This is a genomic window from Saccharopolyspora spinosa NRRL 18395 (assembly GCF_000194155.1).
Lineage (GTDB): Bacteria > Actinomycetota > Actinomycetes > Mycobacteriales > Pseudonocardiaceae > Saccharopolyspora > Saccharopolyspora spinosa.
The window spans coordinates 79,013-105,109 of sequence record NZ_GL877881.1; the positions used below are offsets into that span (position 1 = coordinate 79,013).

The 26,097-nt window shown below is 69.3% G+C and carries 21 protein-coding genes; 9 read left to right on the forward strand and 12 right to left on the reverse strand.

The genetic code is table 11. The features are described 5' to 3' along the window. Window positions 1-48: 48 nt before the first annotated feature. Window positions 49-882, reverse strand: coding sequence for a bifunctional MaoC family dehydratase N-terminal/OB-fold nucleic acid binding domain-containing protein (locus SSPN_RS47065; RefSeq protein WP_010313690.1), 834 nt, complete (start codon window positions 880-882; stop codon window positions 49-51). Between the two features lie 253 nt (window positions 883-1,135). Here SSPN_RS47065 and SSPN_RS0133700 point away from each other — a divergent pair, with 253 nt between their 5' ends. Beyond that, the gene (locus SSPN_RS0133700) at window positions 1,136-1,819 is read left to right on the forward strand and encodes a class I SAM-dependent methyltransferase (protein ID WP_010313694.1); all 684 of its coding nucleotides are present in this window, start codon (window positions 1,136-1,138) and stop codon (window positions 1,817-1,819) included. Between the two features lie 300 nt (window positions 1,820-2,119). Here the strand turns inward: SSPN_RS0133700 and SSPN_RS0133705 are convergent, their stop codons facing one another. From SSPN_RS0133705 to SSPN_RS0133715, 3 genes are read right to left on the reverse strand one after another with little or no spacing between them, the layout of a single operon-like run. Beyond that, entirely contained in the window at window positions 2,120-3,193 is a 1,074-nt protein-coding gene (locus SSPN_RS0133705; RefSeq protein ID WP_010313695.1) for a prenyltransferase, read from the reverse strand. Then, window positions 3,180-3,902 (reverse strand): class I SAM-dependent methyltransferase, encoded by a 723-nt coding sequence (locus tag SSPN_RS0133710; protein ID WP_237710921.1) that lies wholly within the window; start codon window positions 3,900-3,902, stop codon window positions 3,180-3,182. The genes SSPN_RS0133705 and SSPN_RS0133710 overlap by 14 nt, the downstream gene beginning before the upstream one ends. 2 nt (window positions 3,903-3,904) lie before the next feature. Next, on the reverse strand, window positions 3,905-5,158 hold the full coding sequence (locus tag SSPN_RS0133715; RefSeq protein WP_010313697.1) for a glycosyltransferase family 4 protein: 1,254 nt from the start codon (window positions 5,156-5,158) through the stop codon (window positions 3,905-3,907). A gap of 164 nt (window positions 5,159-5,322) precedes the next feature. Here SSPN_RS0133715 and kstR point away from each other — a divergent pair, with 164 nt between their 5' ends. Next, window positions 5,323-5,931: a cholesterol catabolism transcriptional regulator KstR gene (kstR, locus tag SSPN_RS0133720; RefSeq protein WP_029535992.1), complete on the forward strand. Its 609-nt coding sequence runs from the start codon at window positions 5,323-5,325 to the stop codon at window positions 5,929-5,931. 69 nt (window positions 5,932-6,000) lie between these two features. Here the strand turns inward: kstR and SSPN_RS0133725 are convergent, their stop codons facing one another. Both SSPN_RS0133725 and SSPN_RS0133730 read right to left on the reverse strand, forming a co-directional pair. Beyond that, the gene (locus SSPN_RS0133725; protein ID WP_010313699.1) at window positions 6,001-7,041 is read right to left on the reverse strand and encodes an MBL fold metallo-hydrolase; all 1,041 of its coding nucleotides are present in this window, start codon (window positions 7,039-7,041) and stop codon (window positions 6,001-6,003) included. 646 nt (window positions 7,042-7,687) lie between these two features. Then, complete coding sequence (locus SSPN_RS0133730; protein WP_010313700.1) at window positions 7,688-8,524, reverse strand: SAM-dependent methyltransferase; 837 nt, start codon at window positions 8,522-8,524, stop codon at window positions 7,688-7,690. 200 nt (window positions 8,525-8,724) lie between these two features. On the opposite strand from SSPN_RS0133730, the gene SSPN_RS0133735 reads away from it, so the two are divergent. The 3 genes from SSPN_RS0133735 (at window position 8,725) to SSPN_RS47070 (ending at window position 10,260) form a co-directional block, all read left to right on the forward strand. Further along, entirely contained in the window at window positions 8,725-9,621 is an 897-nt protein-coding gene (locus tag SSPN_RS0133735) for a helix-turn-helix domain-containing protein (RefSeq protein ID WP_010313701.1), read from the forward strand. Between the two features lie 110 nt (window positions 9,622-9,731). Next, on the forward strand, window positions 9,732-9,965 hold the full coding sequence (locus SSPN_RS0133740) for a DUF397 domain-containing protein (protein WP_044576508.1): 234 nt from the start codon (window positions 9,732-9,734) through the stop codon (window positions 9,963-9,965). Next, a complete protein-coding gene (locus SSPN_RS47070) occupies window positions 9,949-10,260 on the forward strand; it encodes a hypothetical protein (protein ID WP_010313704.1) in 312 nt (103 codons plus the stop codon). The genes SSPN_RS0133740 and SSPN_RS47070 overlap by 17 nt, the downstream gene beginning before the upstream one ends. 8 nt (window positions 10,261-10,268) lie before the next feature. Here the strand turns inward: SSPN_RS47070 and SSPN_RS0133750 are convergent, their stop codons facing one another. The 6 genes from SSPN_RS0133750 to SSPN_RS57970 all read right to left on the reverse strand — a co-directional run bounded on the left by SSPN_RS0133750 (window position 10,269) and on the right by SSPN_RS57970 (window position 19,784). Further along, window positions 10,269-15,284: a tetratricopeptide repeat protein gene (locus SSPN_RS0133750; protein WP_010313706.1), complete on the reverse strand. Its 5,016-nt coding sequence runs from the start codon at window positions 15,282-15,284 to the stop codon at window positions 10,269-10,271. 269 nt (window positions 15,285-15,553) lie between these two features. Further along, window positions 15,554-15,925, reverse strand: coding sequence for a group II intron maturase-specific domain-containing protein (locus SSPN_RS63080; protein ID WP_394378883.1), 372 nt, complete (start codon window positions 15,923-15,925; stop codon window positions 15,554-15,556). A 505-nt stretch (window positions 15,926-16,430) separates the two neighbouring features. Beyond that, entirely contained in the window at window positions 16,431-17,636 is a 1,206-nt protein-coding gene (locus SSPN_RS0133755; RefSeq protein ID WP_101376534.1) for a lysozyme, read from the reverse strand. A gap of 299 nt (window positions 17,637-17,935) precedes the next feature. Next, complete coding sequence (locus tag SSPN_RS57205; RefSeq protein WP_010313710.1) at window positions 17,936-18,088, reverse strand: hypothetical protein; 153 nt, start codon at window positions 18,086-18,088, stop codon at window positions 17,936-17,938. 571 nt (window positions 18,089-18,659) lie between these two features. Beyond that, on the reverse strand, window positions 18,660-18,968 hold the full coding sequence (locus SSPN_RS0133765) for a hypothetical protein (protein WP_010313712.1): 309 nt from the start codon (window positions 18,966-18,968) through the stop codon (window positions 18,660-18,662). A 507-nt stretch (window positions 18,969-19,475) separates the two neighbouring features. Further along, a complete protein-coding gene (locus tag SSPN_RS57970) occupies window positions 19,476-19,784 on the reverse strand; it encodes a hypothetical protein (RefSeq protein WP_010313714.1) in 309 nt (102 codons plus the stop codon). 466 nt (window positions 19,785-20,250) lie between these two features. Here SSPN_RS57970 and SSPN_RS61880 point away from each other — a divergent pair, with 466 nt between their 5' ends. The 4 genes from SSPN_RS61880 to SSPN_RS47085 form a co-directional block, all read left to right on the forward strand. Further along, a complete protein-coding gene (locus SSPN_RS61880; protein WP_010313716.1) occupies window positions 20,251-21,570 on the forward strand; it encodes a hypothetical protein in 1,320 nt (439 codons plus the stop codon). A 281-nt stretch (window positions 21,571-21,851) separates the two neighbouring features. Then, entirely contained in the window at window positions 21,852-22,130 is a 279-nt protein-coding gene (locus SSPN_RS47080; protein WP_010313718.1) for a hypothetical protein, read from the forward strand. A gap of 233 nt (window positions 22,131-22,363) precedes the next feature. Then, window positions 22,364-23,686: a hypothetical protein gene (locus SSPN_RS0133790; RefSeq protein ID WP_010313722.1), complete on the forward strand. Its 1,323-nt coding sequence runs from the start codon at window positions 22,364-22,366 to the stop codon at window positions 23,684-23,686. Between the two features lie 149 nt (window positions 23,687-23,835). Then, the coding region (locus SSPN_RS47085) for a Tex family protein (protein WP_044576514.1) at window positions 23,836-26,097 on the forward strand (2,262 nt) is incomplete at its 3' end.

Sequence of the window (26,097 nt, forward strand, 5' to 3'; positions counted from 1 at the left end):
GTCAGCTCGGCGAGCGACCGCGTCCGAGCCAGCGCCACCGGTATTCCGTCACTCATGGAGCCTCCATCCCGGCAGCACCAGTTCGTCGTCGATCCGCTGGAAGTCGACCGCCACCCGGTGGCCGATCCGGACGTCCTCCGGGGCCACTCCGAGCAGCTCGCCCAGTACCCGCACGCCTTCGTCCAGCTCGACCAGCGCCACGACCAGCGGTAGGTCCTTGCCCGGCATCAGCGGGTGGTGGTGGACGATGGAGCTGTAGACCTCGCCGAGCCCTTCGGAGACCAGGTGCGTCCGCGTCGCGGCGCCGCATTCCGGGCACATCGGCCCCGGCGGGTGCCGCAGCAGCCCGCACCGGCCGCAGCGCTGGATGCGCAGCTCACCGGCCGCCGCGCCCTCCCAGAAGTACGCGGTGTCCCGGTTGATCACCGGCTGGATGACCTTCGGTGGCGGATTGCTGTTGCGGTGCTTCGGGTTCCTTCTCCGGCGGGCGGAACTTGAGGACGCGGAAGGGCATCTCGGCCACCGGCTCGTCGCCGGCGTACCGGGTGTTGCGGGTGGTGACGCACCAGCCTTCCCCGAGGCCGGTCTTCTTCGGCCCGACGACGCTGTCCAGCCTGGTGGACACGGCGAGCCGTTCGCCGTGCCGCAGGTACCAGTGGTAGAGGTCTGCACGCAGTTGGTCGCCACGACCGACGGGTAGCCCGCGTCGTCGAGCACGGCCATCATCGCGTACAGCGGATCGCCGATGTCGCGCTGCGGGTGCAACCCGCTCATGGTCCACACCTGCACCATCGCCGGGGGCGCGACGAGCCCGCCGTGGACCGATGGCGCCGCGCCGGATTCCGAGGTGTAGACCGGGTTCCCGTCCCCGATCGCCGCCACTCAGTTGTGGATCATCGGGAGGTTGACCGGATCGCGCGCGGCTCGCGGGGCGCTGGGGCCGTTGTGCTTCACCAGGTATTGAAACTTGTTCTTGTAGGACCGGCGGGTGCGCCGCAATGCGAGCAGCCGGATGCCGATGACGACGACGATGGCGGCGCTCCGGCGCGGTGAACGACAACATGTTCTACCGGAACTGTCCAGTTCAGAAGGTAGTATTCCGGCGGCACCGAACCGGACCAGACGGAGGACACACGTGACGCAGGGATCGGCCACCGACCGCGAGCAGCACCCCCCGATCCCGGCGAATCTGCGCGAACTCGCCGAGCACGCCACCGGGTTCATGCCGCCCGAGGAAGGACAGGCGCTCTACGAGGCCGCGCTGGAGCACCTCGGCACCGGCCTTGCGGTCGAGATCGGCACCTACTGCGGCAAGTCCGCCGTATACCTCGGCGCAGCGGCGCGAAACACCGGCGGCCGGATCGTCACCGTCGACCACCACCGGGGCTCCGAAGAGCACCAGCCCGGCTGGGAGTACCACGACCCGAACCTGGTCGACCCGGCCGTCGGGAAGCTGGACACGCTGGGCGAATTCCGGCGGACGATCACGCGGGCCGGACTGGAGGACGAGGTGACCGCGATCGTCGGCCGCTCCGGCGCGGTCGCGGAGTTCTGGCGAACCCCGCTGTCGCTGCTGTTCATCGACGGCGGACACACCGACACGGCGGCCAACACCGACTACGAAGGCTGGGCGCACTGGGTGGTGCCGGGCGGTGTCCTGGTGATCCACGACGTCTTCCCGGACCCCAACGACGGAGGCCAGGCGCCGTACCGCATCTATTGCCGAGCCCTGGAAACGGGAGCGTTCCGCGAAACCCGAGTCGTCGGCTCCCTCCGAGTCCTGCAACGCACCACCGGAACTCCGGGATCCCTCCCCTGAGATCCCGCGATTTCAATGGAAATCAGAGGTCTGTGCTCCATTGAGCGCTTTTCGTCCTGGCCGATCCGCAACCGCGACGCCCGAAATCCCACAGTACGAGGCTGCACCCTCGCAACCGGCACCGCCGCGGGTTCACAGCGGCCATCTCGCGAGGACAGCCCCGACGCGACGGGGACATACGTGTGTCGGGGATCCCGGAGTCGAGAAGCCCGCTGAGGTTCCGCACCGCGCCACAACGCAAGAAGAGGTCAGAAAACGCTCTGTGGAAATTGCGGACGGACGGGACCGGTAAGCGATCGGTCAGGTGCCGGGGACGTACTCGAGTTCGCAGCAGGGGACGTTCTCGACCGGCAGGCCCGTCGGGAGCTTCTCACCTCGGAAGATGCCATTTCCCGGCGTCGCGCGGGACAGCGCATCCGCAGCTAGGACCACAGCGGCGCCGGTCCAGGTGGAGCGCTCCTCCGGCCAGCGCTTGCCGTCGGCGTAGACCAAGCCCGTCCAGTACGAGCCGTCCGGGTCGCGCAGGTGCTGCATCGCCGCGAACAGCTCGCGGGCGCGGTGATGCTCGTCCAGCGCATCGAGGCTCAGCACCAGTTCACAGGTCTCCGCGCCGGTGACCCACGGGTGGTCGTCGACGCAGCGCACCCCCAGCCCGTCGACCACGAAGTCCGACCAGCGGGCGAACAGCCGCTGCCGCGCAGCCTCGCCGCGTAGTACACCGCCGAGGATCGGGTAGTACCAGTCCATCGAGTACCGGTGCTTCGGCGTGAACGCCGCTGGGTGGCGGCGCAACGCGTGCCCGAGCCGGCCCAGCGCCACCTCCCAGCCCGGCTGCGGCTGGTCCAGGTAGTCGGCCAGCGCGAGCGCGCAGCGCAGGCTGTGGTGGATGCTGGAACATCCCGACAGCAGCGCCTCGCCGGTCGGGATGCCGGACTCGCCCACCGCCCAGTCGATCTCGCCCCGCTCCCGCTGCGCGGTGAGCACGAAGTCGATCGCGGCCCGCACCACCGGCCACATCCGCTCCGCGAACGCGTCGTCGCCGCTGATCAGCAGGTAGTGCCACACGCCGACGGCGGGGTACGCGCAGAAGTTGGTGTCCGCGCCGGCGTCCTCGATCCGCCCGTCGCGCACCTGCAAGGGCCAGGACCCGTCCGCGCGCTGGGTTCCACGCAGCCACTCGTAGGCGCACTCGGCCTCGGAGAGCAGACCTGTCGCGGCCATCGCCATCGCCGACTCGACGTGGTCCCACGGATCCACGTGCCCGCCCGGAAACCACGGCACCGCACCCGATGCCAGCTGCGTCACCGCGATGGCCTTGCCAGTCTGGACGGCCGCCTCGGCGGACAGCACGCCCGGGACCTCAGGCCCCGGCACGGGCCGCTCCCGGCTTTCCCAGGTAGACCGCGATGCTCTTGCCCATCACCGGGTCCAGCAGGCGCTCGGCGGTGCGGGTGATCCAGGGACCCTTCATCAGGTCCCACACCAGCATCTGGTGGTAGGCCTTCGGCAGCGGGTGGTCGTCGTTGTCGGTGCCCACCGCGCACTTGAGCCACCAGTACGGCGAGTGCAGGGCGTGCGCATGGTGGTGGAAGGCCGGGCGCAGGCCCGCGTCGCGGAGCTTGCCGATCAGCTCGTCGGCGGTGTAGATCCGCACGTGGCCGCCCTCGACCTGGTGGTACTCGTCCGACAGCGCCCAGCAGATCTTCTCCGGCCACCAGCGCGGCACGGTCACCACGACCCGGCCGCCGGGTTTGACGACGCGCACCATCTCGCGCATCGCCTTCTCGTCCTCGGGGATGTGCTCCATGATCTCCGAGGCGATGACGCAGTCGAAGTGCTCGTCCGGGAACGGCAGCGCGAGCGCGTCACCGGAAACGGTCTGCGCGGCGGCGCCGTCGGGCACCTGGTTCTCGGCCCTCATCGCGGCGAACATCGCCGCCACGTTCTCCAGCTCCGCGACGTCCTGGTCGAAGGCGATCACGTCCGCCCCGCGCCGATAGAGCTCGAAGGCGTGCCGCCCCGCGCCGCAGCCCAGGTCCAGCGCCCGCTGGCCCGGTCGCACGCCGAGCTTGTCGAAGTCCACCGTCAGCAAGTTGCTCCTTCCCCGGCGCGCGCCCTCCGCGCGATCGCCTCGGCGTAGCAGTCGACCGTCGCCGCTGCCACCGATTTCCAGCTGTACTTCGCCAAGACCCGCGCCCGGCCCGCCGCGCCGAGCCGCTGCCGCCGATCGGCCGAGTCGAGCAGTCCGGCCAGCGCCGCCGCCAGCGCTTCGGCCTCGCCGGGCGGAACCAGGTCGGCGCATTCGCCGTCCGGCCCGGCCACCTCCGGGATCGCTCCGGCCCGGCTGGCCACCAGCGGCGTCGCGCAGGCCATCGCCTCGACGGTCGGCAGCGAGAACCCCTCGTACAGCGACGGCACGCAGGCCACCTCGGCGGAGCCGAGCAGCTCGGCCAGCGCTGCATCGCTGAGGCCGTTGACGGTGCGCACCACGTCGCCGATGGCCAGTTCCTCGATGCGCTGCTCGGTCGGGCCGCCGGGGGTCAGCTTCGTGACCAGCACCAGCTCCACGGTGCGTTCGGTGCGCAGCTTCGCGACCGCCTCCAGCAGCGTGCCGATGCCCTTCATCGGGGTGTCCGCGCTGGCCATCGCCACGATGCGGCCCGGCACGCGCGGAGCGGTCGCCGGCTTGAACACCTCGGCGTCCACGCCCAGCGGAACCACCCGCAGCTGCTGCGCGCCGACGCCGAAATCGCGGCGGATGTCGAGGGCCGACGACTCCGAAACGGTCAACAGCTGCGGGATGCGGCGGGCCACCCGGGCCTGCATCCGGGTGAAGCCGTACCAGCGGCGCACGCCTAATCGCCGCCAGCCGGTGGCACCGGCCAAATCCACCCGGCGGTCGTGCGTGATGGGGTGGTGCACCGTCGCCACCAGCGGAATCCCGGCGCGCTGCAGGGACAGCAGCCCGTACCCGAGGCACTGGTTGTCGTGCACCACGTCGAACTCGTGGGACCGGGCGCGCAACAGCTTCGCCGCGCGCAGGCTGAAGGTCAGCGGCTCCGGGAACCCGGCGGTCCACATGGTGCCGACCTCCAGCAGGTCGACGACGTCACGCAGTTCCCGCCAGCCCGGAGTGCGGAACGGGTCCGCCTCGTCGTAGAGGTCGAGGCTGTCCACCGCGGTCAGGTCGACCCCGGGATCCAGCTCCGGGTACGGCCTACCGGAGAAAACCTCGACGTGGTGCCCCAGTTCGGCCAGCCCCCGGCTGAGGTGCCGGACGTAGACGCCTTGCCCGCCGCAGTGCGGCTTGCTCCGGTAGGACAGCAACGCGATCCGCACGGTTCACCTCACACAGCCCGCGCCCAGCGGGCTGGGTAGACTGGAACATGTTTCGATCGAACCACGTCGATCACCTTAACCCGTCAGGGTGGTGCGGCAACGAGCCGCGTGGCGACCCAACACGCGGTTCTCGACCAACGAGTCTTCGAGGGGGCCGACGCTGCATGGCAAGCACCTCGCGGAATGTGCTGCAAGCGCTCCGGGACGACGAGACCAGTTCCACGGCCCAGCACGAACGCCGCAAGCGGATCATCGACGCGACAATCACACTGGCCACAAAGGGCGGCTACGACGCGGTCCAGATGCGCACCGTGGCGGAGAAGGCCGACGTGGCGCTGGGGACGCTGTACCGGTACTTCCCGTCCAAGATCCACCTGCTGGTAACCGGCCTGGCCCGGGAGTTCGAGCGGACCCAGGAAAAGATGGACCGCGCCAAGATCCCCGGCGAAACGCCTTACGAGCGGGTCATGTTCGTGCTCAACCGCACCACCCGGACACTGCAGCGCAACCCGCAGCTGACCGAGGCGATGACCCGCGCGTTCATGTTCGCCGACACCTCGGCCGCCGCCGAGGTGGACGCCGTCGCGGCGCTGGTGGAGCGGTTCTTCACCAACGCCATGACCCAGGACGAGCCCACCGACGAGGAGAAGGCAATCGCGCGCGTGATCGGCGACGTGTGGCTGTCCAACCTGGTCGCCTGGGTGACGCGCCGGGCGTCGGCCTCCGACGTCTCCAACCGCTTGGAGCTCACCGTCCGCCTCCTGCTGGCGTAAGCCGGCGGTCGTGAATCTTTTGGGTTGCCGCACCAGAAGACTCACGACCGGCGTACCGCCTCCGCAGGCTCAGCCCTCGCGCGAAACCGCGTACTCAACTACTCCGTCCGGCGTGGATGACGTCAGGATTCCGCGGGTGACAAGGACATCCAGGTGCGCGTTGGTCTCGCCGACCGCGAGGACCTGGTTGAGCAGGTCGAGGTCGAGCAGCTTGTGGTTGCGGCGGGTCCAGCCGAGCTTCAGCGCCGCCTCGTACGCTGTGCCCGCACCGTCGCGGACCACTTCGGCCGTCTGCTCCAGCCTTTTCTCGTGATGTCGGAGCAGCTCCACGGCCCGGGTGTGCGAACTCCCGCCCGCCGGGCCGTGCGCGGGCAGCAGCCGCATGTCCGGATAGGACTGCACCAGCCGCAGCGAATCCAGGTAGTCGCGCAGCGGGAGTTCGGGCCGCGCGGGCTCGACGCCGATGGACGGCGTGATGTGCGGCAGGACGTGGTCGCCGGAGAACATCAGCGACGACGCGGAATCCAGGAACACGACGTGGCCCCGGGTGTGCCCCGGCGTCGGCACGGCGAGCAGGGTTCGGGACACCAGCAGGATTTCGACCTTGCCTTCCAGCCACTCGTCCGGGAGTTCGTAGCGGCTGCGGGACTTCGGCGCCTGCCCGCCGTAGGCCTCGGCCAGCTTGGTGAGCAGCTCGTCGGCGCCCCAGCGTCGCAGGCGCTCCGCTTCGGCCTCTTGCCGGTTGGACAGAAGCGCTTCCACCGAAGGTTGTTCGCCCGCGCCGAGGCTGATGCGCGAGCCGAAGTTGCGCCGCAGCGCCACGGCGAGCGTGTAGTGGTCGCGGTGGGCGTGGGTGACCAGGAAGCGCTGCACGTCCTCGAAGCCGTACCCGAGCTCGCCCAGCGCGGATTCGAGCTGGTCCCGCGCCTCGTCCAGGGCCCAGCCGGAGTCGATGAGCACCAGGCCGTCACCGTCCTCGATGGCGTAGACGTTGACGGCGCGCAGCCCGTCGTTGGGCAGTGGCAACGGAATCCGGTGCACGCCCGGTGCCACCTCGAACACCCCCGATTCGATCCAGGCGTGTCGCGCTTCTGCCGCACTGTCGTTCACCGTTGACCTCCAGCCGTTCGCAGCACACTGCTCCGGCGCAGCCTAACCCGGATTTCCGCGACACCGGGAACCCATCACGGATTCCCTTGGTGCATCAGGCAGCGTGGCCACAGCCCTTTCAAAACCGCATCTGCTGGGCCTGTTTCGGATGTGGTGGCTCCGGGAGTTGGTGAGGCGAGCTTCTGCTTGGCGCGGCTACCGGCTGCACCCCGCCCAATGCGACGACCGGCTGGTGGAGGGCCCGGCTCGCCTTGAACTGCACCTGCGGATCGTCGTTGCCCCGTTGCTGGCGCGCTTGGAACCCCGGGGTGGACGTAGCGGCTTTCCACGCCTCCTCGCTGTCCCAGTGAGCCACGTTGACCGGCTGGAATCGCGCCCGCCGGAGAGCGCCCTGTGCAGTCGCGTGTCGCGGAATCCCGGCGCCTCACTCATGATCCACGCGTGTTCACGCCACTGCTCGACGAACTCGTCGACCTGCCAGGGTGAATCTCGAAGATGTTGATGAACGTGACGCCGTCACCGGTTGGTTCGGTGGATGACAGTTTCAATTGAAACTGTCATCCACCGGAGAGTTGGACGACGGCCCGGCTTTGGCCGGGATCACGTTGAAATCGCCCGACGCGGGACGAGTTCACCGGACAGTTCTTCAGGGTTTGTGGCCTACTGCTCCTGCGATGCAGTGCTGCACCGGGTAGAGCGGGTTGAGCCGCGGACCGGTCGGCCACCAGTCCGCGCAGAGCACCAGACCTGGGTCGACGAGTTCTAAGCCGTGGAACATCGACTCGATCTCGGCGCGGGTGCGGAACACTCCGGTGCCCATCGGGCTGTGCAGGAACGCCTGCTCCATCCGCCGGGCGAGTTCGCAGTACTCCTCGGCCTCCGGGCCGAGGAAGTGGCTGATGGCCACAAAGGACCCGGATGGCAGCGCGTCGATGTACTCCCGCATGATGTCGGCGGGTGGTCGCTCACCGTCGTAGTGGTGCAGCGTTCCCAGCTGGAACAACGCGATCGGCTCGGAGAAGTCCAAGTGTTGACCGACCACCTCGTCCTGGAGGATCCGCATCGGTTCGAAGATGTCCGCCGGGCTGAAGTGGGTCTTCGAGTTCTCCGCCAGCAGCGCGCGGCCGTGGGCGAGGACGACCGGGTCGTTGTCCACGTAGACCACCCGCGACTCGGGCTTGATCCGCTGCACCACCTGGTGGGTGTTCTCCGCGGTGGGCAGGCCGGATCCGCAGTCCAGGTACTGGGTGACCCTGGTTTCCGTGGCGATGAACCGGCTGACCCTGATCAGGAACTGGCGGTTGTCCCAGGCCAGCTGGGCAGCCTCGGGGGTGACCTCCTGGACGCGCCGGAAGACCTCCCGGTCAACCTCGTAATTGTCCTTCCCACCGAGGAACGCGTCGTAGACGCGGGCGATGCTCGCCTTGTTCGTATCGATGTGGATGGGGGTTTCGTCGTCGGACACGGTGAGGTCGGCGGTCATGGGGTCCTCGCTACGGCGTGGGTGTCGGGTGCTCGGGGATTGCATAGCGTACGAGTTTCGTCGCTCTGAGTAAACGTCTGGCGTGCCAACAATGTGAGCGCCGCAAGTCGATCTTGATACGAACGGGTGGACCTGTCGGTGCGGCTGTTTCCAGCGTCGTGGTGCGAGAATCGGACGGCGGTAGATCAGGAGGTGCGACGATGGCTGGGGACGAGGATCCGGGACCCGCGGGCGGCGACGCGGCCGGGCCGGACGGCAGTCCGACGGCCCGGCGCATCATCCTCGGCACGCAGCTGCGCCGGCTCAGGGAGGCCGCGGAGATCTTGCCCGCCGAGGCGGCCTACGCCATCCGCGGCTCGGAGTCCAAGATCAGCCGGATGGAGCTCGGCAAGGTTGGCTTCAAGGAGCGCGACGTCGCGGACCTGCTCACGATGTACGGCGTGACGGACGCGGCCGAGCGGGCCCGTTTCCTCCAGCTGGTCTCCGAATCCAAGCAGCCCGGCTGGTGGAACCGGTACGCGGACGCGATGCCGCACTGGTTCCAGGACTACATCGGACTCGAAGGCGTGGCCGCCCGGATCCAGACCTACGAGCTGCAGTTCGTACCGGGCCTGCTGCAGACCACGGACTACGCGTTGGCCATCGCCAGTTCGGGGCACCCGAAGCTGGCCGACGACGAGACCCGGCACCGGGTCTCGCTGCGCATGAAGCGGCAGAAGCTGCTCGCGCGGCTGGACGCGCCCAGGCTGTGGGCGGTCATCGACGAGTCCGTGCTGCACCGGCCGATCGGCGGTGCCGCCGTGCTCCGCACGCAGATCGACCACTTGCTGGAGATGACCAAGCTGCCGAACATCGCGCTGCAGGTGGTGCCGTTCGCGCTCAGCGGGTACGCGGCGGAGGGTTCGTTCACCATGCTCCGCTTCGCCGAACCCGAATTGCCGGACGTGGTGTACCTGGAGCATCTGAGCGGGGCGCTGTACCTGGACAAGCCGGAAGAGATCGAGCGATACGGCCGTACCCTCGATCGGCTGACGGTGGATGCCAGGACTCCCGAGCAGACCCGCCAGTTGCTGCTGAAATCCCGCGCAGCGATCTGAATCTAGATCATTCGTGCTACACACAGTGATCGTTCGTGTGCGCAGCGCTGTGGTACCTTCCTCCGCAATGGCGTATGCAATTGCATGTGCAGTCGACCGAGGGAGATCTGATGAGTGATCAGTTCGAGGTCCCGGTCGCCGCGCTGGGCGCCGTGACCTGGCGAAAGTCGCGCCACAGCGGAAAATGGGGCAACTGCGTCGAGATCGCGACCCTGGCCGACGGAACCATCGCGCTGCGCCAATCGCGCCAATCGCGCGGAACCGCGCTGATCTACACCCGAGCCGAGTTGGCCGCGTTCCTGCGCGGCGTCAAGGACGGTGAGTTCGATGACCTCGCCAGCTGAGGACCACTACGACTCCTGCGCCCGCCTGCGCGCACTGGTGGCCCGGGGATTCCGGTTGATGCCGCCGGTACGGGACACCGACGGCGAGCTGATGGCATTGGTCTACGTGCGACCGCACGGCGACATCGTCGACGTGGTCGAGCTCCGCGGCGAGGACGACGTGTGCGCCGCGCGAGTCTCCCGCGACCAGCACCTCCGGGACCACGACGTGTACTGGCGCACGACCGGGTCGGCGTGCGATGTCCTGGACCAGGTCCTCGCCCTCCCGGAACGACTGATCACGGTCCGAGCCTGACGCTGCCGTCAGCCGCCCATCTCGGCCAGGAGTTGCGTTGCCTGGTGAGCGAAGGACGGGTCTTCGGTGCGCGCCGCCCGGTCGAGGAGTTCGCGCGCCTGCTGGACTTCGCCGCGCCGGTAGCGGATCTCGCCGACCCGGAAGGCCGCCTCGGCGACGAGTTCCGCGTCCTCGGTGTTCGCCAGCGTGTACTCGTAGTGCTGGACGGCCTCGGCGTATTCCTCGCGCCAGTAATGCATTTCCGCGAGGTGAGCGGCGGCGAGCGCGGCCTTCGGGTGCCCGAGGTCGATCAGCGCCAGGAACCACGGCTTCGCGTCGTCGAGGCTGCGGCGGTGCTTGGCGATCAATCCGAGGTTCATCGCGGCCTTCGCGGACAACTCCTGATCGTCGGAGTCCCACGCCCGCAAGCTCCACTCGCGGGCTTCCGCCTCGTCCTCGGCGTGGTAGGCCATCGACGCCAGCTCCAGCAGCGCCTCCCCCGCGTACCGGTCTTCCGGGGCGGATTCGATCAGCCGCAGGTAGGTCTGCCGGGCCTGGTCGAGATCGCCGTCGTTGCGCAGGGATTGCGCCAGCGCGTAGGTGGCCATCGGCGAGAAGCGGTCGTCGTCGCTGCCCGCCGCTTCGCGGAACGCCTCGATCGCCCCGGCGGTGTCGCCCTCGTCGCGGCGCTTGAGCCCGAGCATCGCCTTCATCGCGGGGGTCAGGACGCCGTCCGGGGTCTGCATGAGTTCCTCGGCGGCGGCCGGGTCGTCGTCCTCCAGCAGCTGGACCAGGCGGTATTTCGCGACCTCGGCACGGTATTCGTCGCCGGTGGCCAGCACCCGCTCGTAGGCCTGCCGCGCGCCGGTCAGCTCGCCGCGTTTGTGCAGCACCTCGCCCAGCGCCAGCACCGATTCCGGCGCGGGCTCCGGGGCACCGATCTCCACCGCGCACCGCAGGTAGATCAGCGCGGCGTCGTTGTCCTCGGCCGCGATGAACTCGGTGGCGGCCTCGTAGGCCCACTCCGCGACGTGGACTTCCGGGACCACTTCGGCCAGTCTGCGCAGGGTATTCGCGGCACCGAGGTGGTCGCCGGCGGTGCGCTGCCCGTCGAGCACGACCCGCACGTTGTTCAGCGCGTCTTCGCCCAGGTCGTCGTCCGAGGCGTAGGACGCGGTCTTCACGAAAGCCGCTACTGCACCGGCCAGATCGTTCTCCTCGTACCGGATCAGGCCGAGCCCAAACTCGCCGCGCGCCGCGATGCCGGGCTCGTCGCACCGGCTGACCCGTTCGAACTCGATCCGCGCCGTGTCCCGATCGCCCTGCGCCAGCAGCTGTTCGCCGAGCCGTCCCCGCGCGGCATCGGAATGCCCTGGCACCCCGAGTTCCGCGGCCTGGCCGAACCAGTGGATGGCCTCGGCCGGGTCGTCGGCGCGTTCCCCGAGCAGTCTCATCCCGGTGATCGCCGTGCTCGGATCGGTCGATTTCGTCGACCGGCGCAGCAGTTCCAGCGCCTCGTCGGCGGTCTCGCCGATCTGCAAGATGCGGTGGTGCAGTGCGGCGCCGAACTGCTCGGGCGATTCGGCGGATTCCTCGGCCCGGTCCCAGATCACCTGCGCCTCCACCACGTCGCCGGCGACGTGGTGGAGCTGCCCGAGCAGCAGGCCCGCGTCCACGGCAGCGACGCCGGAACCTGCGGAGATGGCTTGCCGGCAAGCGGATTTCGCGCCCTCCCGTTCGTTGAGCCGGGACAGCAGTTGGGCCAGCAGCACGCTTGCCAGCGCGTTGGTCTCCGGCTCGTCCGCGGAGCTCGCGCGGCGGTACCAGGCCAACGCCAGCGCGTTCTCCCGCTGCCGCTCGGCGAGTTCCCCGAGCGCGATCTGGGCCTGCGGGACCAGCGCCGGATGCCCGTGGTCGGCGACCATCCGGAAGTACTCCCGGGCCTCCGAGGCGTCGTCCTCGATCGCCCGGCCGAAGACGAGCCCGAGCTCGGAGCAGACCTGCAGGTCATCTCCGGAAGCCCCGCCCAGGATCGGTGCCGCAGCCGCCGGTCCGGTCCACGCCGCGCACCAGAAGTCGGTGACGCGGGCCGAGCCGTAGTGCTCGCCGATCGCCGCCCGAGCGCCTTCGGTGTCGCCTTCCCGCATCAAGCGGAATCCCCGTTGCTCGGCGGTTTCGGCGCCCATCTGCTGGTACACGTACGGCGTGACGTCCGGTTCGTCGAACTCCAGTGCCCGCTCGTAGGCCGCTCGCGCCGCCGCCTCGTCCCCGGTGGCGCGCAGCATGTTGCCCAGTTCCAACGCGGCGGTGGCCTGCACACCTGGCACACCTGAGGCGATCACGCGCTCGAACGCGCGCCGCGCGGCCTCGGTTTCGCCTTGCTTGGCGAGCAGAATCGCGATGTTGGCGGTGGCGTGGGTGCTCTCGATCCGACCCCCGACCGACTCCGCGCGGCCGAACGCTTCGACGGCACCGCCGACGTCACCCAGCTCCGCGCGAAGGTTGCCCAGCTTGAGTGCGGCGTCGGCGGCATTGCCGGTTTCTCCCCCGGCCACCTCGCCCAGCAGCGCCTCGGCCCGGTCCAGCTCTCCCCTGCCCTGCAACAGATCCGCGAGGCTGCGCTTCGCCACTGCCGCTTCGTCAGTGTCGCTACTCAGCGCCGCGTGCTCCCACGCTTCCGCAGCTGCGTCGGTGTCGCCGCTTTCGCTGCGCAGTGCCCCGAGGAAGAGCCAGCCCTGCTGCACGCGCTCCGGATGCCCGGCCTCTACGACCAGCTGCAACGCCCACTCGGTGATCTCGACCGCGCCGCGGCTCTGGTACCGGTGCGCCAGGTTGAGGCAGAGCTGCGTGGCCGTGTAGTGCGGTTTTTCGTCCTCTGCCAGCGCGAGGAAACCGGCCCGCGCCTGCTCCAGTTCCTGCCTGATGGCGTGCATGGCGAAGGCCGCGACTGGCGCGGCGGCGGAGGTGGTGTTGGCGGCCTGGGTGAACAGCGCCAGCGCCGCCTCCAGTTCGTCGGCCTCGACGAGTTCCTCGCCAAGCAGGAACGCCGCGCGCGGCCCGAACTCGGGGTGGCCGCTCGCGGCGGTCCGGCGGTAGAGGTCCAGCAGCTCGTCGTGCCGGCCCCAGGTGCGGTACATCAGCGCGAGCTTGCCGAACACGTCGCCGAGCACGGTGCGGTGCCCGGTCGCCGCGGCGGACTCGTACGCCGCGATGGCGCCTTCGAAATCTCCCTGGTCCAGCAGCAGGTCGCCGAGTTGGGCCGCCGCCCAGGGCCGCAGTGCGGGGTGTCCCTCTCCGGTGACCCGCTGGAGCAGCCCTAGCCCGTCCTCGTGCCGCTGCTCCCGGACCAGCCATCCGGCCAGCAGGTGCCCCGCCTTCGTCCAGACCAGCCGGTTCGGCGATTCGACCAGCCTGGTCAGCACTTCCACCGCGGTCGGCACGTCGGTGGTCATCAGGTGCTCGGCCTTGACCACCGACGCCAGGTCGCGGACCTCCGGCGGAGCGCCGGTGATGAGCTCGTCGAGCATGGTCTCGTCGTTGTTCTCCAACCGGAACAGCGCTTGCAGCACAGGCCGCGCGGCGGGTTCGTCGAGCAGCGCGTGGCGGAACGCGCCGTCCTGCGCCAGCGAACCCTCGTCGGACATCGCAACCCACCGCAGCGCCTGCCGGGCCCGGTCGAGGTCGCCGACGGTCGCCTCCACCAGACCGAGCGAGTTGGCCGCCATCACGGACCAGATTCGCACGTCCATCTCGATGACCTGCTGGTACGCGGCTCGTGCGGTGTCGATGTCGCCGACCACGGCTGCCTCGCGGGCACGCCGCGCCAGTTGCATAGCGTCGTCGCTGGCCGGGTCCTGCTGCGCGTCGACGACGTCCATCATGGACAGTGCCAGCTCGGCTTGGTGCGCGACGTGCGGATCTTCGGCGTCGGTGGCCTTCCGGAACGCCTCGGCGGCGGCCACCTGGTCGCCGTGCTCGTAAAGCAGCACGCCCATGTTGTAGGCGGCCATCGGCGCTTTCTCGGCGTGCCCGGAATCGGCCACCTTGCCGAAGGTCTCGACGGCTCCGGCGATGTCGTCCTCCTCGCGCTGCAACTCGGCAAGCGCGCCGAGCGCCTCGATCGAGTAGCCCGGGTGGCGGGTGTTGATCACCCGCTGGTAGGTGTCCCGGGCCTGGTCCGCCCGGCCGAGTTCGCGCAGCTGCATCCCCAGGTGGATCAGCGCATGCAGCCGGACCTCCGGGCGCGGATCGTCGACGGCGCGGTGGAACGCGTCGGCCGCGCCGAGCGGATCGCCGAGGTCTTCCAGCACGCCGCCGAGCAGCACGTAACCCCAGCCGAGATGTTCGGGGTGGCGGTAGGCGATGATCCGCTCGGCCATCTGCCGCGCCTTCGCGGAATCGTCGACGTGCAGCGTGTAGAGCTTCGCCGCGCCCAGCGATCCGTAGTTCGGGTGGCCGCTGTCCAGCAGCCGCAGCAGGATCGGCTCCGCGTCGCGGTCCCTGCCCTGGTCCAGCAGCCGGCACGCCTGCTCGTAGGCGACCTGGAGGTACTGCTCGGCGGACCGCTCGCCCGGGCCCGGCAGGTCCAGGTCCCTGGCGAGCTCGGCCACGGCGGGGTCGTTGCAGTTCAGGGCCCGGTCGCGGGCCTCGCGTGCACCCGCTGCGTCGCCGAGCATGTGCAGCACCTGCGCCAGCAACGCGTCGGCACGCCCGGCCGTGTCCGGGTCGGCGCCATCGGCGGCGAAACGCAGCACCGCTTGGGCGGCGGTCAGGTCGTCGGCGTCGAACAGCAGCGGGCCCAGCGAAATCGCGGCCAGCTGGGCGTAGATCGGGTGCCCGGAATCGATCGCCCGCTGGTACATCGCGCGGGCCCCGGCGGCGTCGTCGCGCTCGTCCAGCAGCGCGCCGAGCAGACAGGTCGCGTGCACGGCGCTGTCGAAGTCGCCGTCGGCGAGCACGGTGCGCAACTCCCGCTCGGCGGCGGCATGATCACCATTGATCCACAGCTGCCGGGCCTGGGTGACCCGCTGTTCCCAGAGTGACATGCCGCGCCTCCGATCAGGTGATCATCGATCGCGGCGAGGATATCGGTCCGCGACTCACAGTTCCGGTGAATCCCCTGTATCGGAGGCACAACGAAGATCACCCGTCCCGGCGGCAACTCGCGGAGCGGGTCGCACGTCCTACTTGACTGGCCCCCGGGCTCGGGAGTCCGAAGTGGACGCCCCTTCCGGCGCACAGAATCGGGTAGGGGCCAGGGTTGCCCTGGCCCCTCCCACACCACCGGACATGCGGGCCCGCATCCGGCGGTTCGTCAAGCCGTTGTTCTGTGGCGGTGCCAGCGCCAGGACAGGCTGTGCAGGCCGAGTTGTGTCCAGTAGGCGTTGGGCAGGGCCCGAGTCAGGACGGGTGAGCCCGCGATCCGCCAGTAACCTTTGCTCGATCCCGCCCACTCGCGGACGGATCGCCCGGGTATCCCGAGTACACGCAGGTGATGGCGTTTGGTCGCGGTCCTCTTCGATTCCTTCCAACGGACCTGCCGCAACCGACGGCGTAGCCACTCGTCCAGACCTTTGAGCCCCTTCGGGGTGTCAGCGATCCGGAAGTAGGCCATCCACCCGCCGGTGAACCTGTTCAGTGTGTCGATGCGACGGCACATGGACACACCCCAGGACCGCCGGGTGATCTCCCGCTGGTTCTTCCGTCCTCACTTCACGTTCAGTCCTTCCCAGCCCACAACCCTTGATCCCTGGCTGGTACTACGACCTCTGCTGACTTCTGCCCGGTCGGTCACACCCTCACGGACCTGACCGTCGGCGCGGCGACCACCGTCAAGCACAACCGACACCCGGACAGACCTCCCCGGTTAAGGACAGCCACTTCCCCCTACTCCCGCTGCGTCTACGCACCGACCGTCTTGGCAGTGAGGGGCTTTACCTTCCATTGCAGGCTCACCCCAGCCAGCACTCCTCATACGCAGTTCGTGTTCCTCGGCGCAGCGATTCGCCTCGGGCTTCCTTCAGACCCACCTCACGATGACGCCCTTGCCCTCGGCTCGCGGTTAGCACCACCTCTTCCCGCAGGGGACTCACACCCCCAAGCAACTGCCCATGCCGAGCGAACAATGGGAGCGGGCCGCCCGCGATCTGCGGACGGCCCGCTCCCGTCGAAATTCCGGCACGAACCGGAAGTCAGCTGGCGAGCTGCTTGAGCCGCTCGAAGCCTTCCTGGTACTGGTTCAGGTCGGTGTTGCCGCCGATGCCAGCGACACTGCCCTGGTCGGTGTACTGCCAGAAGTCCCAGTTGTTGAAGCCGTTGGGCACCGCCGGGCTGTCCACGCCGTAGGACGCCAGCCACAGCGCGTGGCCACCGAAGGTGTCGGTGCTGCCCATGCACTGCCGCCAGAACGACGGGTTGGCGTAGATGATCGGGTCCTTGCCCGTGCGCTCCTTGACCTTGTCGTTGAAGGTCTTGGTCCACAGGTGCATGTCGGCGACGGACAGGCCGTAGCAGCCGCCGCTGTTCGGGTCCACTTCCAGGTCCAGAACCGGGGGCAGGGTCTTGCCGTCGGCCTGGTAGTCGGCGATGTTCAGGAACCGCTCGGCCTGCTGCTCCGCGGAGGACGAGCCGGGCCGCGCGAAGTGGTAGGCACCCGCGATCAGGCCGGCGTTCTTCGCGCCGTGGTACTGCTCGCTGTAGCGGGGGTTGCTGAAGCCGGTGCCGTCGGTGGCCAGCACGAAGGTGAACTTCTTGCCGTCGGCCGCGACCCGCCTCCAGTCGATGTCGCCGTTGTGGTTGGACACGTCGATGCCCTCGACCGGCGGGCCCAGCGGGGCCTGCAGAACGGGCTGCGCCTGGGGCGCGGGGGCCTCCTGCGGGATCGGCTGCTCGGCCTGTGCCGGGGTCTGCTGCGCCTGGATCGGGGCCTGCTGCTCCTGGATCTGGGCTTGCTGCGCCTGGATCGGGGCTTCCATCGCGGCGTCATCGACCTTGGTCTCGTCCGAGCCAGCCACGGCGCTGCCGATCATCAGGCCCACCACGCCAACGGCGGCGATGGCGGCACCCGCCTGCATGGACCGCGTGCGCGGAGCCCGCCGAACGGACTCGGGGAGCTTCTCCACGTGCGGCGCAACCCTCTCCCGGAGACGCCGCACCGCGGGTGCTTCCTGAATCCGCTGCAGCAGCGGTGCCAGCCACTGCAGGACGCGCTGGATCAGCGGCGCGAGCCACTCGCCTACGCGGTGCGCCGCCGGCCGCACGCGATCCACTGCCGTGCGCAGGGCCTGGTCGGCACGCAGCGCAGCGGAACGCAACCCGCGGTCAGCCGCCTCGTTCGGGTACGAGGCGCGATCGTTGTTTTCGGGGGATCTTGTTTGGTCGGAGGATTCGGGGTTCACGAGCCCCACACTCCAGTACGGAGCGTGTACTTACATCCCGGTTTGTACGTACGCGGGTACCTGGATTAACCCCATCAAGCTACGTTGACCGCTTGATCCGTCACGATTAGTGACACCGAGTCGACTGGTGACAGCATCCTAGCGGCCCATGTCACAGGCCCCGCACCGCAGGTCCGCTTTATCCGCACAGAACAGCAAAACCGCAGGTCAGTGACCGTGAGCGCATTGACGCGCCACGGCAAAGCACCACGGCACCCAACGATGCCCACTGCACTGACCAGGCAAAACGCCCATACCGGCTAGATCCGGTACAGGCTCCGGGACACGTAGCTGGACGCCCGCTTCGCCCGCAGCTCGCACAGCTCCGCCTTCAGCTCACTGGCCTCGACGACCTCCGGCGTCTCACCCGGCACCACCGCGAACAGGTCCACCACGTGCAACGCTTGCTGCACCTCTCCCCCGCGTCGCGCAGCTCGCGGGCCCTGGCAGCACCGCGGCGTTGTCCGTGATCGCCGCTGCCCGCGACGTCGGGGTGGGACGGGTGCAGCGTGGTCAGGTTGAAGTGCCACCAGCCGGTCCCGGACCGCGCGATGTCGCGGAGCACGGGCTCGCGGTGCTCGTACGTCTCGGCCATTCACCGCTGAGCCAGGCCCGCACGTTCCGGGGTTGCACCTGGCGCCCGATGCCAGCCAACTCGGCGGCCTGGGGAACCGCCAATCGACTCGCCTCCTGCCGGCGACGGCCTCCACAGCGAGGCCGCACCGACCCACGGAGCAAAGCGCGCGGTTAACGTTTCGGCAATCCTTCGGAGGCAGATCTGCCACCAAAATCGCTTTCGGCTTCGAAGCACGCGTCCTGAACACGAATCTCAGGGCTTCTCGGCCCCCAGCCCGGCCCCCTACCGCTCGGTGAGCGCGAGCATGCGCGCGGGACTGATCTCCACCGCCGACGGGCTTTCCGAGAGCTAGCAGCAATCGGCGGGCCCATGCGCAAGCACGGGCCCGCCGGTGCGACCAGGACCGGTCACAAGATGAACGTGTCTCCGTGGCCGCCGATGCCGCCGCCACCGAATCCGTTACCACCGATGCCGGGCCCACCAGGACCACCGTGACCACCGGGCCCACCGGTCCCTCCGTTGCCGCCGTCACCACCGGTGCCGCCACCCTGGCCACCACCGGTGCCGCCGCCGTCACCGCCGCCGCCGCCGTTGATGACGATCGGGTTCCAGCCGCCACCCCACGGGAACGTCGACATGACCGTGCGCGCGGGCAGGAACTCCACACGCTGGTCTCCGAGCTCCGCGGAGCTCAATGGTTCGCTGTTGTCGAACACTGATCCTCCCTCGTTCGAATGGGCCCGGATGCCGCGCGGAGATCGATGCCCAGCAAGGTCAAACCCCCAGATCCCCATTCCAACGCCCCAGATTCGTTGGCATCAGCACGGAGGGTAAGAGCATCCACGATTTAGCGCAGTCCGAAAACCTCCGACGAGGAGAATCGCAAACGCGCAAACCGCCGACCAACGCAGGTCCAACTCCTCCTCGACCTGCGGCAACGCACACCGGAGAGGCGGACGAGATCAATTCGGATCGACATCGTCCCCGTTCCGCGAACGGAGCGAGGTCGCAACCTTGTTCGCGAACTTCTCGCAGAATTTGTTTTCCACTACGCCGCGTCCCGTAATTTTCGGCCGCCGCGAGCGTCGAGCGAATCCCTCCATGCGAACGGTCCAGGTTTGGAGCGCGGGTCGGAGGCAACCCGACGTCGTTCTTCTGGGGACGACGCGCACCGGCATCACCAACGCCGGAGCCACCGGCCCGCCGTTGCCGGCTTCGACCGATCACACGAAGATGGCGTCACCGTTGCCGCCGATGCCGCCGCCACCGACGCCGTTGCCACCGATACCGGGCCCACCAGGACCGCCGTCACCGCCGCGACCAGGGGCCCCGCCGTTGCCGCCGTTGCCGCCGTCACCGCCGCCCTGGCCACCACCGGTGCCACCGCCGTCGCCGCCACCGCCGCCGTTGATGACGATCGGGTTCCAGCCGCCACCCCACGGGAACGTCGACATGACCGTGCGCGCGGGCAGGAACTCCACGCGCTGGCCATCGAGTTCCGCATGGCTCAACAGTCGAATCTCGTCGAACACTTATTTCCTCCTTCATGACTGGGCCCGGAAGCCGCGCGAGGAGATCGATGCCGAAACAAGGTCCAAGTCCCCCAAGATCCCCATTCCAACGACTCAGATGCGTTGGCACCAGCACGAATGTTAAGGGTCGTCTTAAATCCGCGGCATCTCGAGAATCTCCGCCAAACCTAATCACAAAGGCGTCCCGTAATTTTCGGCGGCCGAGAGCGTCGGGCGAACCCAGTTCGGGCAAACCTGGCAATGCGAAACGGCCCAGCCCCTGCGCCATGCTGCGATCCGCGACGGAAATGACACGCCGCCGAATACCGGATGAAGATCGACTCGAGCGGGCGGCGGTGAGGCGAACAGAGCACGGCAAGATCACCCGACATCACTCTTTCGAATTCCAGGAACGCCAGTCCTCCCGGCCTAAGCTCTGCGACTGTTTAGCCCAGCAGCGATCACAGTGGGTAAAGGAGTTGCGTCGATGAGTAACCGTCCACGCCGGGCCGTTCCCGCCGAGGTGCCGAGTACGGCGCTCTCCGGCGGCAGTCACATCTCGGGAACGCGCTGGGCCGGCCGGTGGCCGCTGCCCAGCGCCGCCATGCTCGCCGCGGCGTTCAGCCTCATCGCGGTCCCGCCGGCCGACGCCGCGGTGCCCAACTGCACCCGGACCCCCAACGGTTCCGGGGAGAACATCTACTGCAGCCGGGGTGTGCCGGCCGGGAAGACGCTCGAGGGCACCGACGGCAACGACCGGATCGTGCTCAACGGGGCGTTGGCGGGCACCATCAACGCCGGCGGTGGCGACGACACGATCATCATCACCGGTCGCAGCGGCGGCAACGGCGGCAAGGGCGGCAACGGATATCTCGGCGCCAGGAGCGGTGATCGAGGCGCCAACGGCGGCAAGAACGGCGGTAGCACCGGCGGTACGGCCGGCCGGGACGGCCTCGACGCCAGGAGCAGCGCGAGGGCTGGCGGCAGCGCAGGTGTCGGTGGCCCCGGCGGCAGCGGCGCCCCTGCGGTGACTTCCACCGGCATCATCAACGGCGGCCCCGGGAACGACACGATCACCATCACCGGCGGCAAGGGCGGTACGGGCGGCGAAGGCGGCGACGGCGGTCCGGGCAGCACCAACCCGGCCGACGCGCGCGGCGGCGCGGGCGGCAACGGCGGCGCGGGCGGCATCGGCAACCTCGGCCGCATCTACCCCGGCGCGGGCAACAACAAGATCACCGTCACCGGCGGCGACAACGGCGATGGCGGCGCAGGCGGCAAGGGCGGCCCCGGCACGGCGGACACCCGCAGCGGAAACGGCGGTGTCGGGGGCAACGGCGGCGGTGGCCGCCATACCGACAACGGCAACGGCGGAGTCGGCAACGGCCCGACGGGCACGATCGTCAGCACTGGCAACGATGACATCACCGTGCAAGGCGGCAAGGGCGGCCGCGGCGGCACCGGTGGCAAGGGCGGCGACGGCGCGCCGAGCGCCAGCAGCTTCCGCATGGGCGTCGATGTGGAAGGCGACGGCGGGACCGGCGGCACCGGGGGCGGTGGCGGAGCCGCGAACACCGGCAACATCATGTCCGAGGGCGCCGGCAGGGCCACGGTCGAGGTCCTCGACGGCGACGGCGGCGACGGTGGCAGCGGCGGCGACGGTGGCGACGGCGACGGCATCGGGAGCACGCCCGGACTCCAGGGCCAAGGCGGCCTGAACTCCATTGCGGACACCGGCGGCGTCGGTGGCACCGGCGGCCGCGGCGGCCACATCGGCACCACTGAGGATGCCCGTCGGAACCCCTGATGAGCGTCGCGAACCCGAACCAACCGTGGCGGCCCCGCGCTCCGCCGTCCCCTTCCCCCCGTCCGGTGGTCGATCGACGGTCGGACCTCGGCACGATGCGCACACAACTCCACGAGCGGCGGAAAGCCGCTTGCCCGTAAGGGTGAATCGAAGTGCGTCAGGCGTTCGGTGCTTCTAGGTTCTGCCCGTGCGCCAGGAACGTGCCGCCGCGGCGCATCCAACGGGGTGGCCGAATTCCGGTTTTTCCCTGTGATTCCCCTCGAATTGCGAAGGAGCACCAGATGTCTCAGACCTCTCGGTCGCTGAGCGCTGCCGAATTGGAGGAGCAGCGCGTCGAGTTCCTCCCGGCGCGCACCGTCATGTCGACGTTCTGGCTCCCCTGGAGCGGCGACGACGTGCTGGCCCAGTACTACCCGCCCGCGCACACCCACACCGGAACCGTGACCGGGGACGCCAATGTCACCACGACCGGTGACATCAACGGCGGCTCCGGCGGCACCGGCGGCGGCAACGGTGGCGGCCAACGGCGGCAACGGCGGCATCGGTGGCGACGGCGGTGACGGCGGCGATGGCGGCGACGGCATCGGCGGCAACGGCTACGGCGGCCCCGGCTTCGGTGGCACCGGCGGCGGCAACCCCGGCTGACGTCGAGAGATGTGAGCAGTACGGCGTTCATGGCGAAGCATTGGCCAGCCGCTGAACGCTCCAAAGTCGGCGGGCGCGACGTCCTCCACCAGGGACGATGTCGCGCCCGTCGGCCATTTCCGGACCCGATGATCATTCTGGAGTCGCAATGGCCGCCCCGCACCAGGCCGGGTCGCCCCCGGCGGACGAGGACGTCGCGGGCCTGGCGGTGCCAGCGCTCGTGCCGGGCACCGAGCTGATCGGCCGCTACCAAGGTTCCGGGCATCGCGAAGCGCCGTACCTGGTCCGCCGGCCCGATGGTCAGGTCTTGCAGCTGTCGCACCTGCTGTACCTGGTGGCGGCGGGGCTCGACGGGCGGCGCAGCTTCGCCGAACTCGCGGCGCGCCTCAGCGACGAATCGGGCCACGGCGTCACCCCGGGTCAGGTGTTCTTCCTCGTCGAGAACAGGTTGCGGCTCGCCGGGATCGTGGCGGCCGACTCCGGGGCCGGCCGTCCGCCGGGGGCGGCGCCGAAGGGGCGGGATCGGTTGCTGGCGTTGAAGTTCCGCATCGCGCTGGTGCCCGAACACACCGTCGCGGTGATCGCGCGCGTGTTCCAGCCGCTGTTCTGGCCGCCGGTGGTGGTCGTCGTCCTGTTGGCCTTCGCCGTCGCCGACGTCTTGTTGGCCGTGCACGGCGGTGCCGAGCAGGTGCTGAACCAGCCGGAGCAGATCCTGCTGGTGGTGGGCGTGCTGATCGTCGCCGGGATGTTCCACGAGTGCGGCCACGTCGCCGCCTGCCAGTACGGCGGCGCGCGGCCGGGCGCGATGGGCGTGGGCATCTACCTGGTATGGCCCGCGATGTACAGCACGGTCACCGATTCCTACCGCCTCAGCCGCGGCGGTCGGCTGCGCACCGATCTCGGCGGTCTCTACTTCAACGTGATCGCCATGCTCGTCATGATCGTCGCTTACGCGCAGACCAGCTTCCCGTGGTTGCTGGCCGCGCTGCTGGCGTGGCAGGCGACGAGCGTCTGGCAACTGCTGCCGTCGATCCGCTTCGACGGCTATTACATCCTGAGCGATCTGGTGGGCGTTCCCGACCTGTTCGACCGGATGGGTCCGATCCTGCGCAGCCTGCTGCCGGGCCGCCGCCCGCACCCGCGCGTGCAGGAGTTGAAGCCGTGGGTCCGCCGGGTGATCACGGTCTGGGTGGTGCTGGTGATCCCGTTCATGGCGTACTGGATCGTCGCGTTCCTGGTCCTCGCGCCGTACGTGCTGCCGACCGTGTGGCAGGCGCTGGTCCTCCAGTGGAACGGCGTGGACAGCTCGATCCAGGCAGGCGACGCCGCCGGAGCCGTGGTCGGCGTGATCCGGCTGGCCCTGCTGGTGCTGCCTTGGGCGGGCATCACCCTGGTCCTCACCAACCTCATGCGACAGTTCGTCCGATTCGTCGGCAGGTGGCGAGCCCGCCGCGCGCTAGAACCGAGGTAACGCCGCTTCTCGCTGGACCCGCAGTGACCGCGTGGTCTCAATGCGCGAGGATCCGACACGCCGACGTGAGTGCCGACGTCGGGCGCGACCGGCGTCCGGCAGAATGCTCGGTCGGATCTGGCGAAGGTCGCAGAGAAGGCGGAATTAGCATCGTGACGACTGTCCATCAGAAGATCGCCGAGGAGCTCGGCGTCCGCGAGCGCCAGGTGCAGTCCGCCGTCGAGCTTCTCGACGGCGGGGCGACTGTGCCGTTCATCGCGCGCTACCGAAAGGAAGCGACCGGGGCCCTCGACGACGCCCAGTTGCGCACGCTCGAAGAGCGGCTGCGCTACCTGCGCGAACTCGAAGAGCGACGCACTACGGTGCTGGATTCCATCCGCTCGCAGGGCAAGCTGACCGACGAGCTCGAAGCGCAGATCAACGCGGCGGACTCGAAGGCGCGGCTGGAGGACATCTACCTGCCGTACAAGCCCAAGCGCCGCACCAAGGCCCAGATAGCCATCGAGGCGGGCCTGGAACCGCTGGCCGACCAGCTGCTGTCGGACCCCGGCAACGACCCGCAGGAGACCGCGGCTGGTTTCGTGGACGCCGAGAAGGGCGTCGCCGACACCCAGGCCGCGCTGGACGGCGCGCGCTCGATTCTGGTCGAGCGGTTCTCCGAGGACGCCGACCTGATCGGCGAGCTGCGCGAGCAGGTGTGGACGCGCGGCCGGATGGTCTCCAAGGTGCGCGAGGGCAAGGAAGAGGAAGGCGCGAAGTTCGCCGACTACTTCGAGTTCTCCGAGGGGTTCGCGGACCTGCCGTCGCACCGCATCCTGGCGCTGTTCCGCGGCGAGAACGAAGAGGCCCTGGAGCTGTCGCTGGAGCCCGACGACGGCGCGGAGCAGGTGGGCCCGACCGACTACGAGCTGCGGATCGCGCAGCAGTTCGGCATCGCCGACAAGGGCCGCCCGGCCGACCGCTGGCTCTCCGATGTGGTCCGCTGGGCATGGCGGACCCGCGTCCTGACGCGGCTGAGCGTGGACATGCGACTGCGGCTGCGGCAGAACGCCGAGGACGAGGCGGTCCGGGTGTTCGCGGCGAACCTGCGCGACCTGCTGCTGGCCGCGCCCGCCGGGTCGCGCGCCACGATGGGCCTGGATCCGGGCTACCGGACCGGCGTGAAGGTCGCGATCGTCGACGGCACCGGCAAGGTCGTCGCGACGGACACGATCTACCCGCACCAGCCGCAGCAGCAGTGGGACCAGTCGCTGGCGAAGCTCGCTGCGCTGGCGAAGGCGCACCACGTGGACCTGATCGCGATCGGCAACGGCACGGCGTCGCGCGAGACGGACAAGCTGGCTGGCGACCTGATCAGCCAGAACCCGGACCTGAAGCTCACCAAGATCTCGGTGTCCGAGGCGGGCGCGTCGGTGTACTCGGCGTCGGCCTACGCGTCGCGCGAGCTGCCGGACCTGGATGTGTCGTTGCGCGGCGCGGTGTCGATCGCCCGGCGCCTGCAAGACCCGCTGGCGGAGCTGGTGAAGATCGACCCGAAGTCGATCGGCGTCGGCCAGTACCAGCACGACGTTTCGGAGACGAAGCTGTCGCGTTCCCTGGACGCGGTGGTCGAGGACTGCGTGAACGCGGTCGGCGTGGACGTGAACACGGCGTCGGCGCCGCTGCTGACCAGGGTGTCGGGCATCAGCGAGGGGTTGGCGGACAACATCGTCCACCACCGTGACACCAACGGCCCGTTCCGGACCCGCAAGACGCTCAAGGACGTGGCGCGGCTGGGGCCGAAGGCGTTCGAGCAGTGCGCGGGCTTCCTGCGGATCCCGGACGGCGACGACCCGCTGGACTCGTCGGCGGTCCACCCGGAGGCCTACCCGGTGGTGCACCGCATCCTGGGCAGCACCGGCGGTGAGATCACCGGCCTGATCGGCAACGCCAGGGTGTTGAAGTCGTTGCGGCCGCAGGACTTCGTGGACGACAGCTTCGGTCTGCCGACGGTGACGGACATCCTCGCGGAGCTCGACAAACCGGGCCGCGACCCGCGACCGGAGTTCAAGACGGCGACGTTCGCGGAGGGTGTCGAGAAGATCGCCGACCTGAAGCCGGGCATGACTCTGGAGGGCGTGGTCACGAACGTGGCGGCGTTCGGCGCGTTCGTGGACGTGGGTGTGCACCAGGACGGTCTGGTGCACGTGTCGGCGATGTCGAAGAACTTCGTCAACGACCCACGCGACGTGGTGAAGTCCGGCGACATCGTCCGCGTGAAGGTCCTCGACGTCGACATCCCGCGCAAGCGGATCTCGCTGACGCTGCGCCTGGACGATGAGCCGGGTGCCGGGGGCCGCCAGGACCGCGACTCCGGCCGGGGCCAGGGCGGCGGCCGCAACGGCGGCGGCGGCCAGGGCGGCGGGCGGGGG

Coding starts and splice junctions, on each gene's coding strand:
- SSPN_RS0133750 (WP_010313706.1), bottom strand. CDS start 15,284: ATGTCACTCTGGGAACAGCGGGTCACCCAGGCCCGGCAGCTGTGGATC.
- SSPN_RS0133740 (WP_044576508.1), top strand. CDS start 9,732: ATGAGTGATCAGTTCGAGGTCCCGGTCGCCGCGCTGGGCGCCGTGACC.
- SSPN_RS47080 (WP_010313718.1), top strand. CDS start 21,852: ATGTCTCAGACCTCTCGGTCGCTGAGCGCTGCCGAATTGGAGGAGCAG.
- SSPN_RS61880 (WP_010313716.1), top strand. CDS start 20,251: ATGAGTAACCGTCCACGCCGGGCCGTTCCCGCCGAGGTGCCGAGTACG.
- SSPN_RS47070 (WP_010313704.1), top strand. CDS start 9,949: ATGACCTCGCCAGCTGAGGACCACTACGACTCCTGCGCCCGCCTGCGC.
- SSPN_RS0133735 (WP_010313701.1), top strand. CDS start 8,725: ATGGCTGGGGACGAGGATCCGGGACCCGCGGGCGGCGACGCGGCCGGG.
- SSPN_RS0133730 (WP_010313700.1), bottom strand. CDS start 8,524: ATGACCGCCGACCTCACCGTGTCCGACGACGAAACCCCCATCCACATC.
- SSPN_RS0133790 (WP_010313722.1), top strand. CDS start 22,364: ATGGCCGCCCCGCACCAGGCCGGGTCGCCCCCGGCGGACGAGGACGTC.
- kstR (WP_029535992.1), top strand. CDS start 5,323: ATGGCAAGCACCTCGCGGAATGTGCTGCAAGCGCTCCGGGACGACGAG.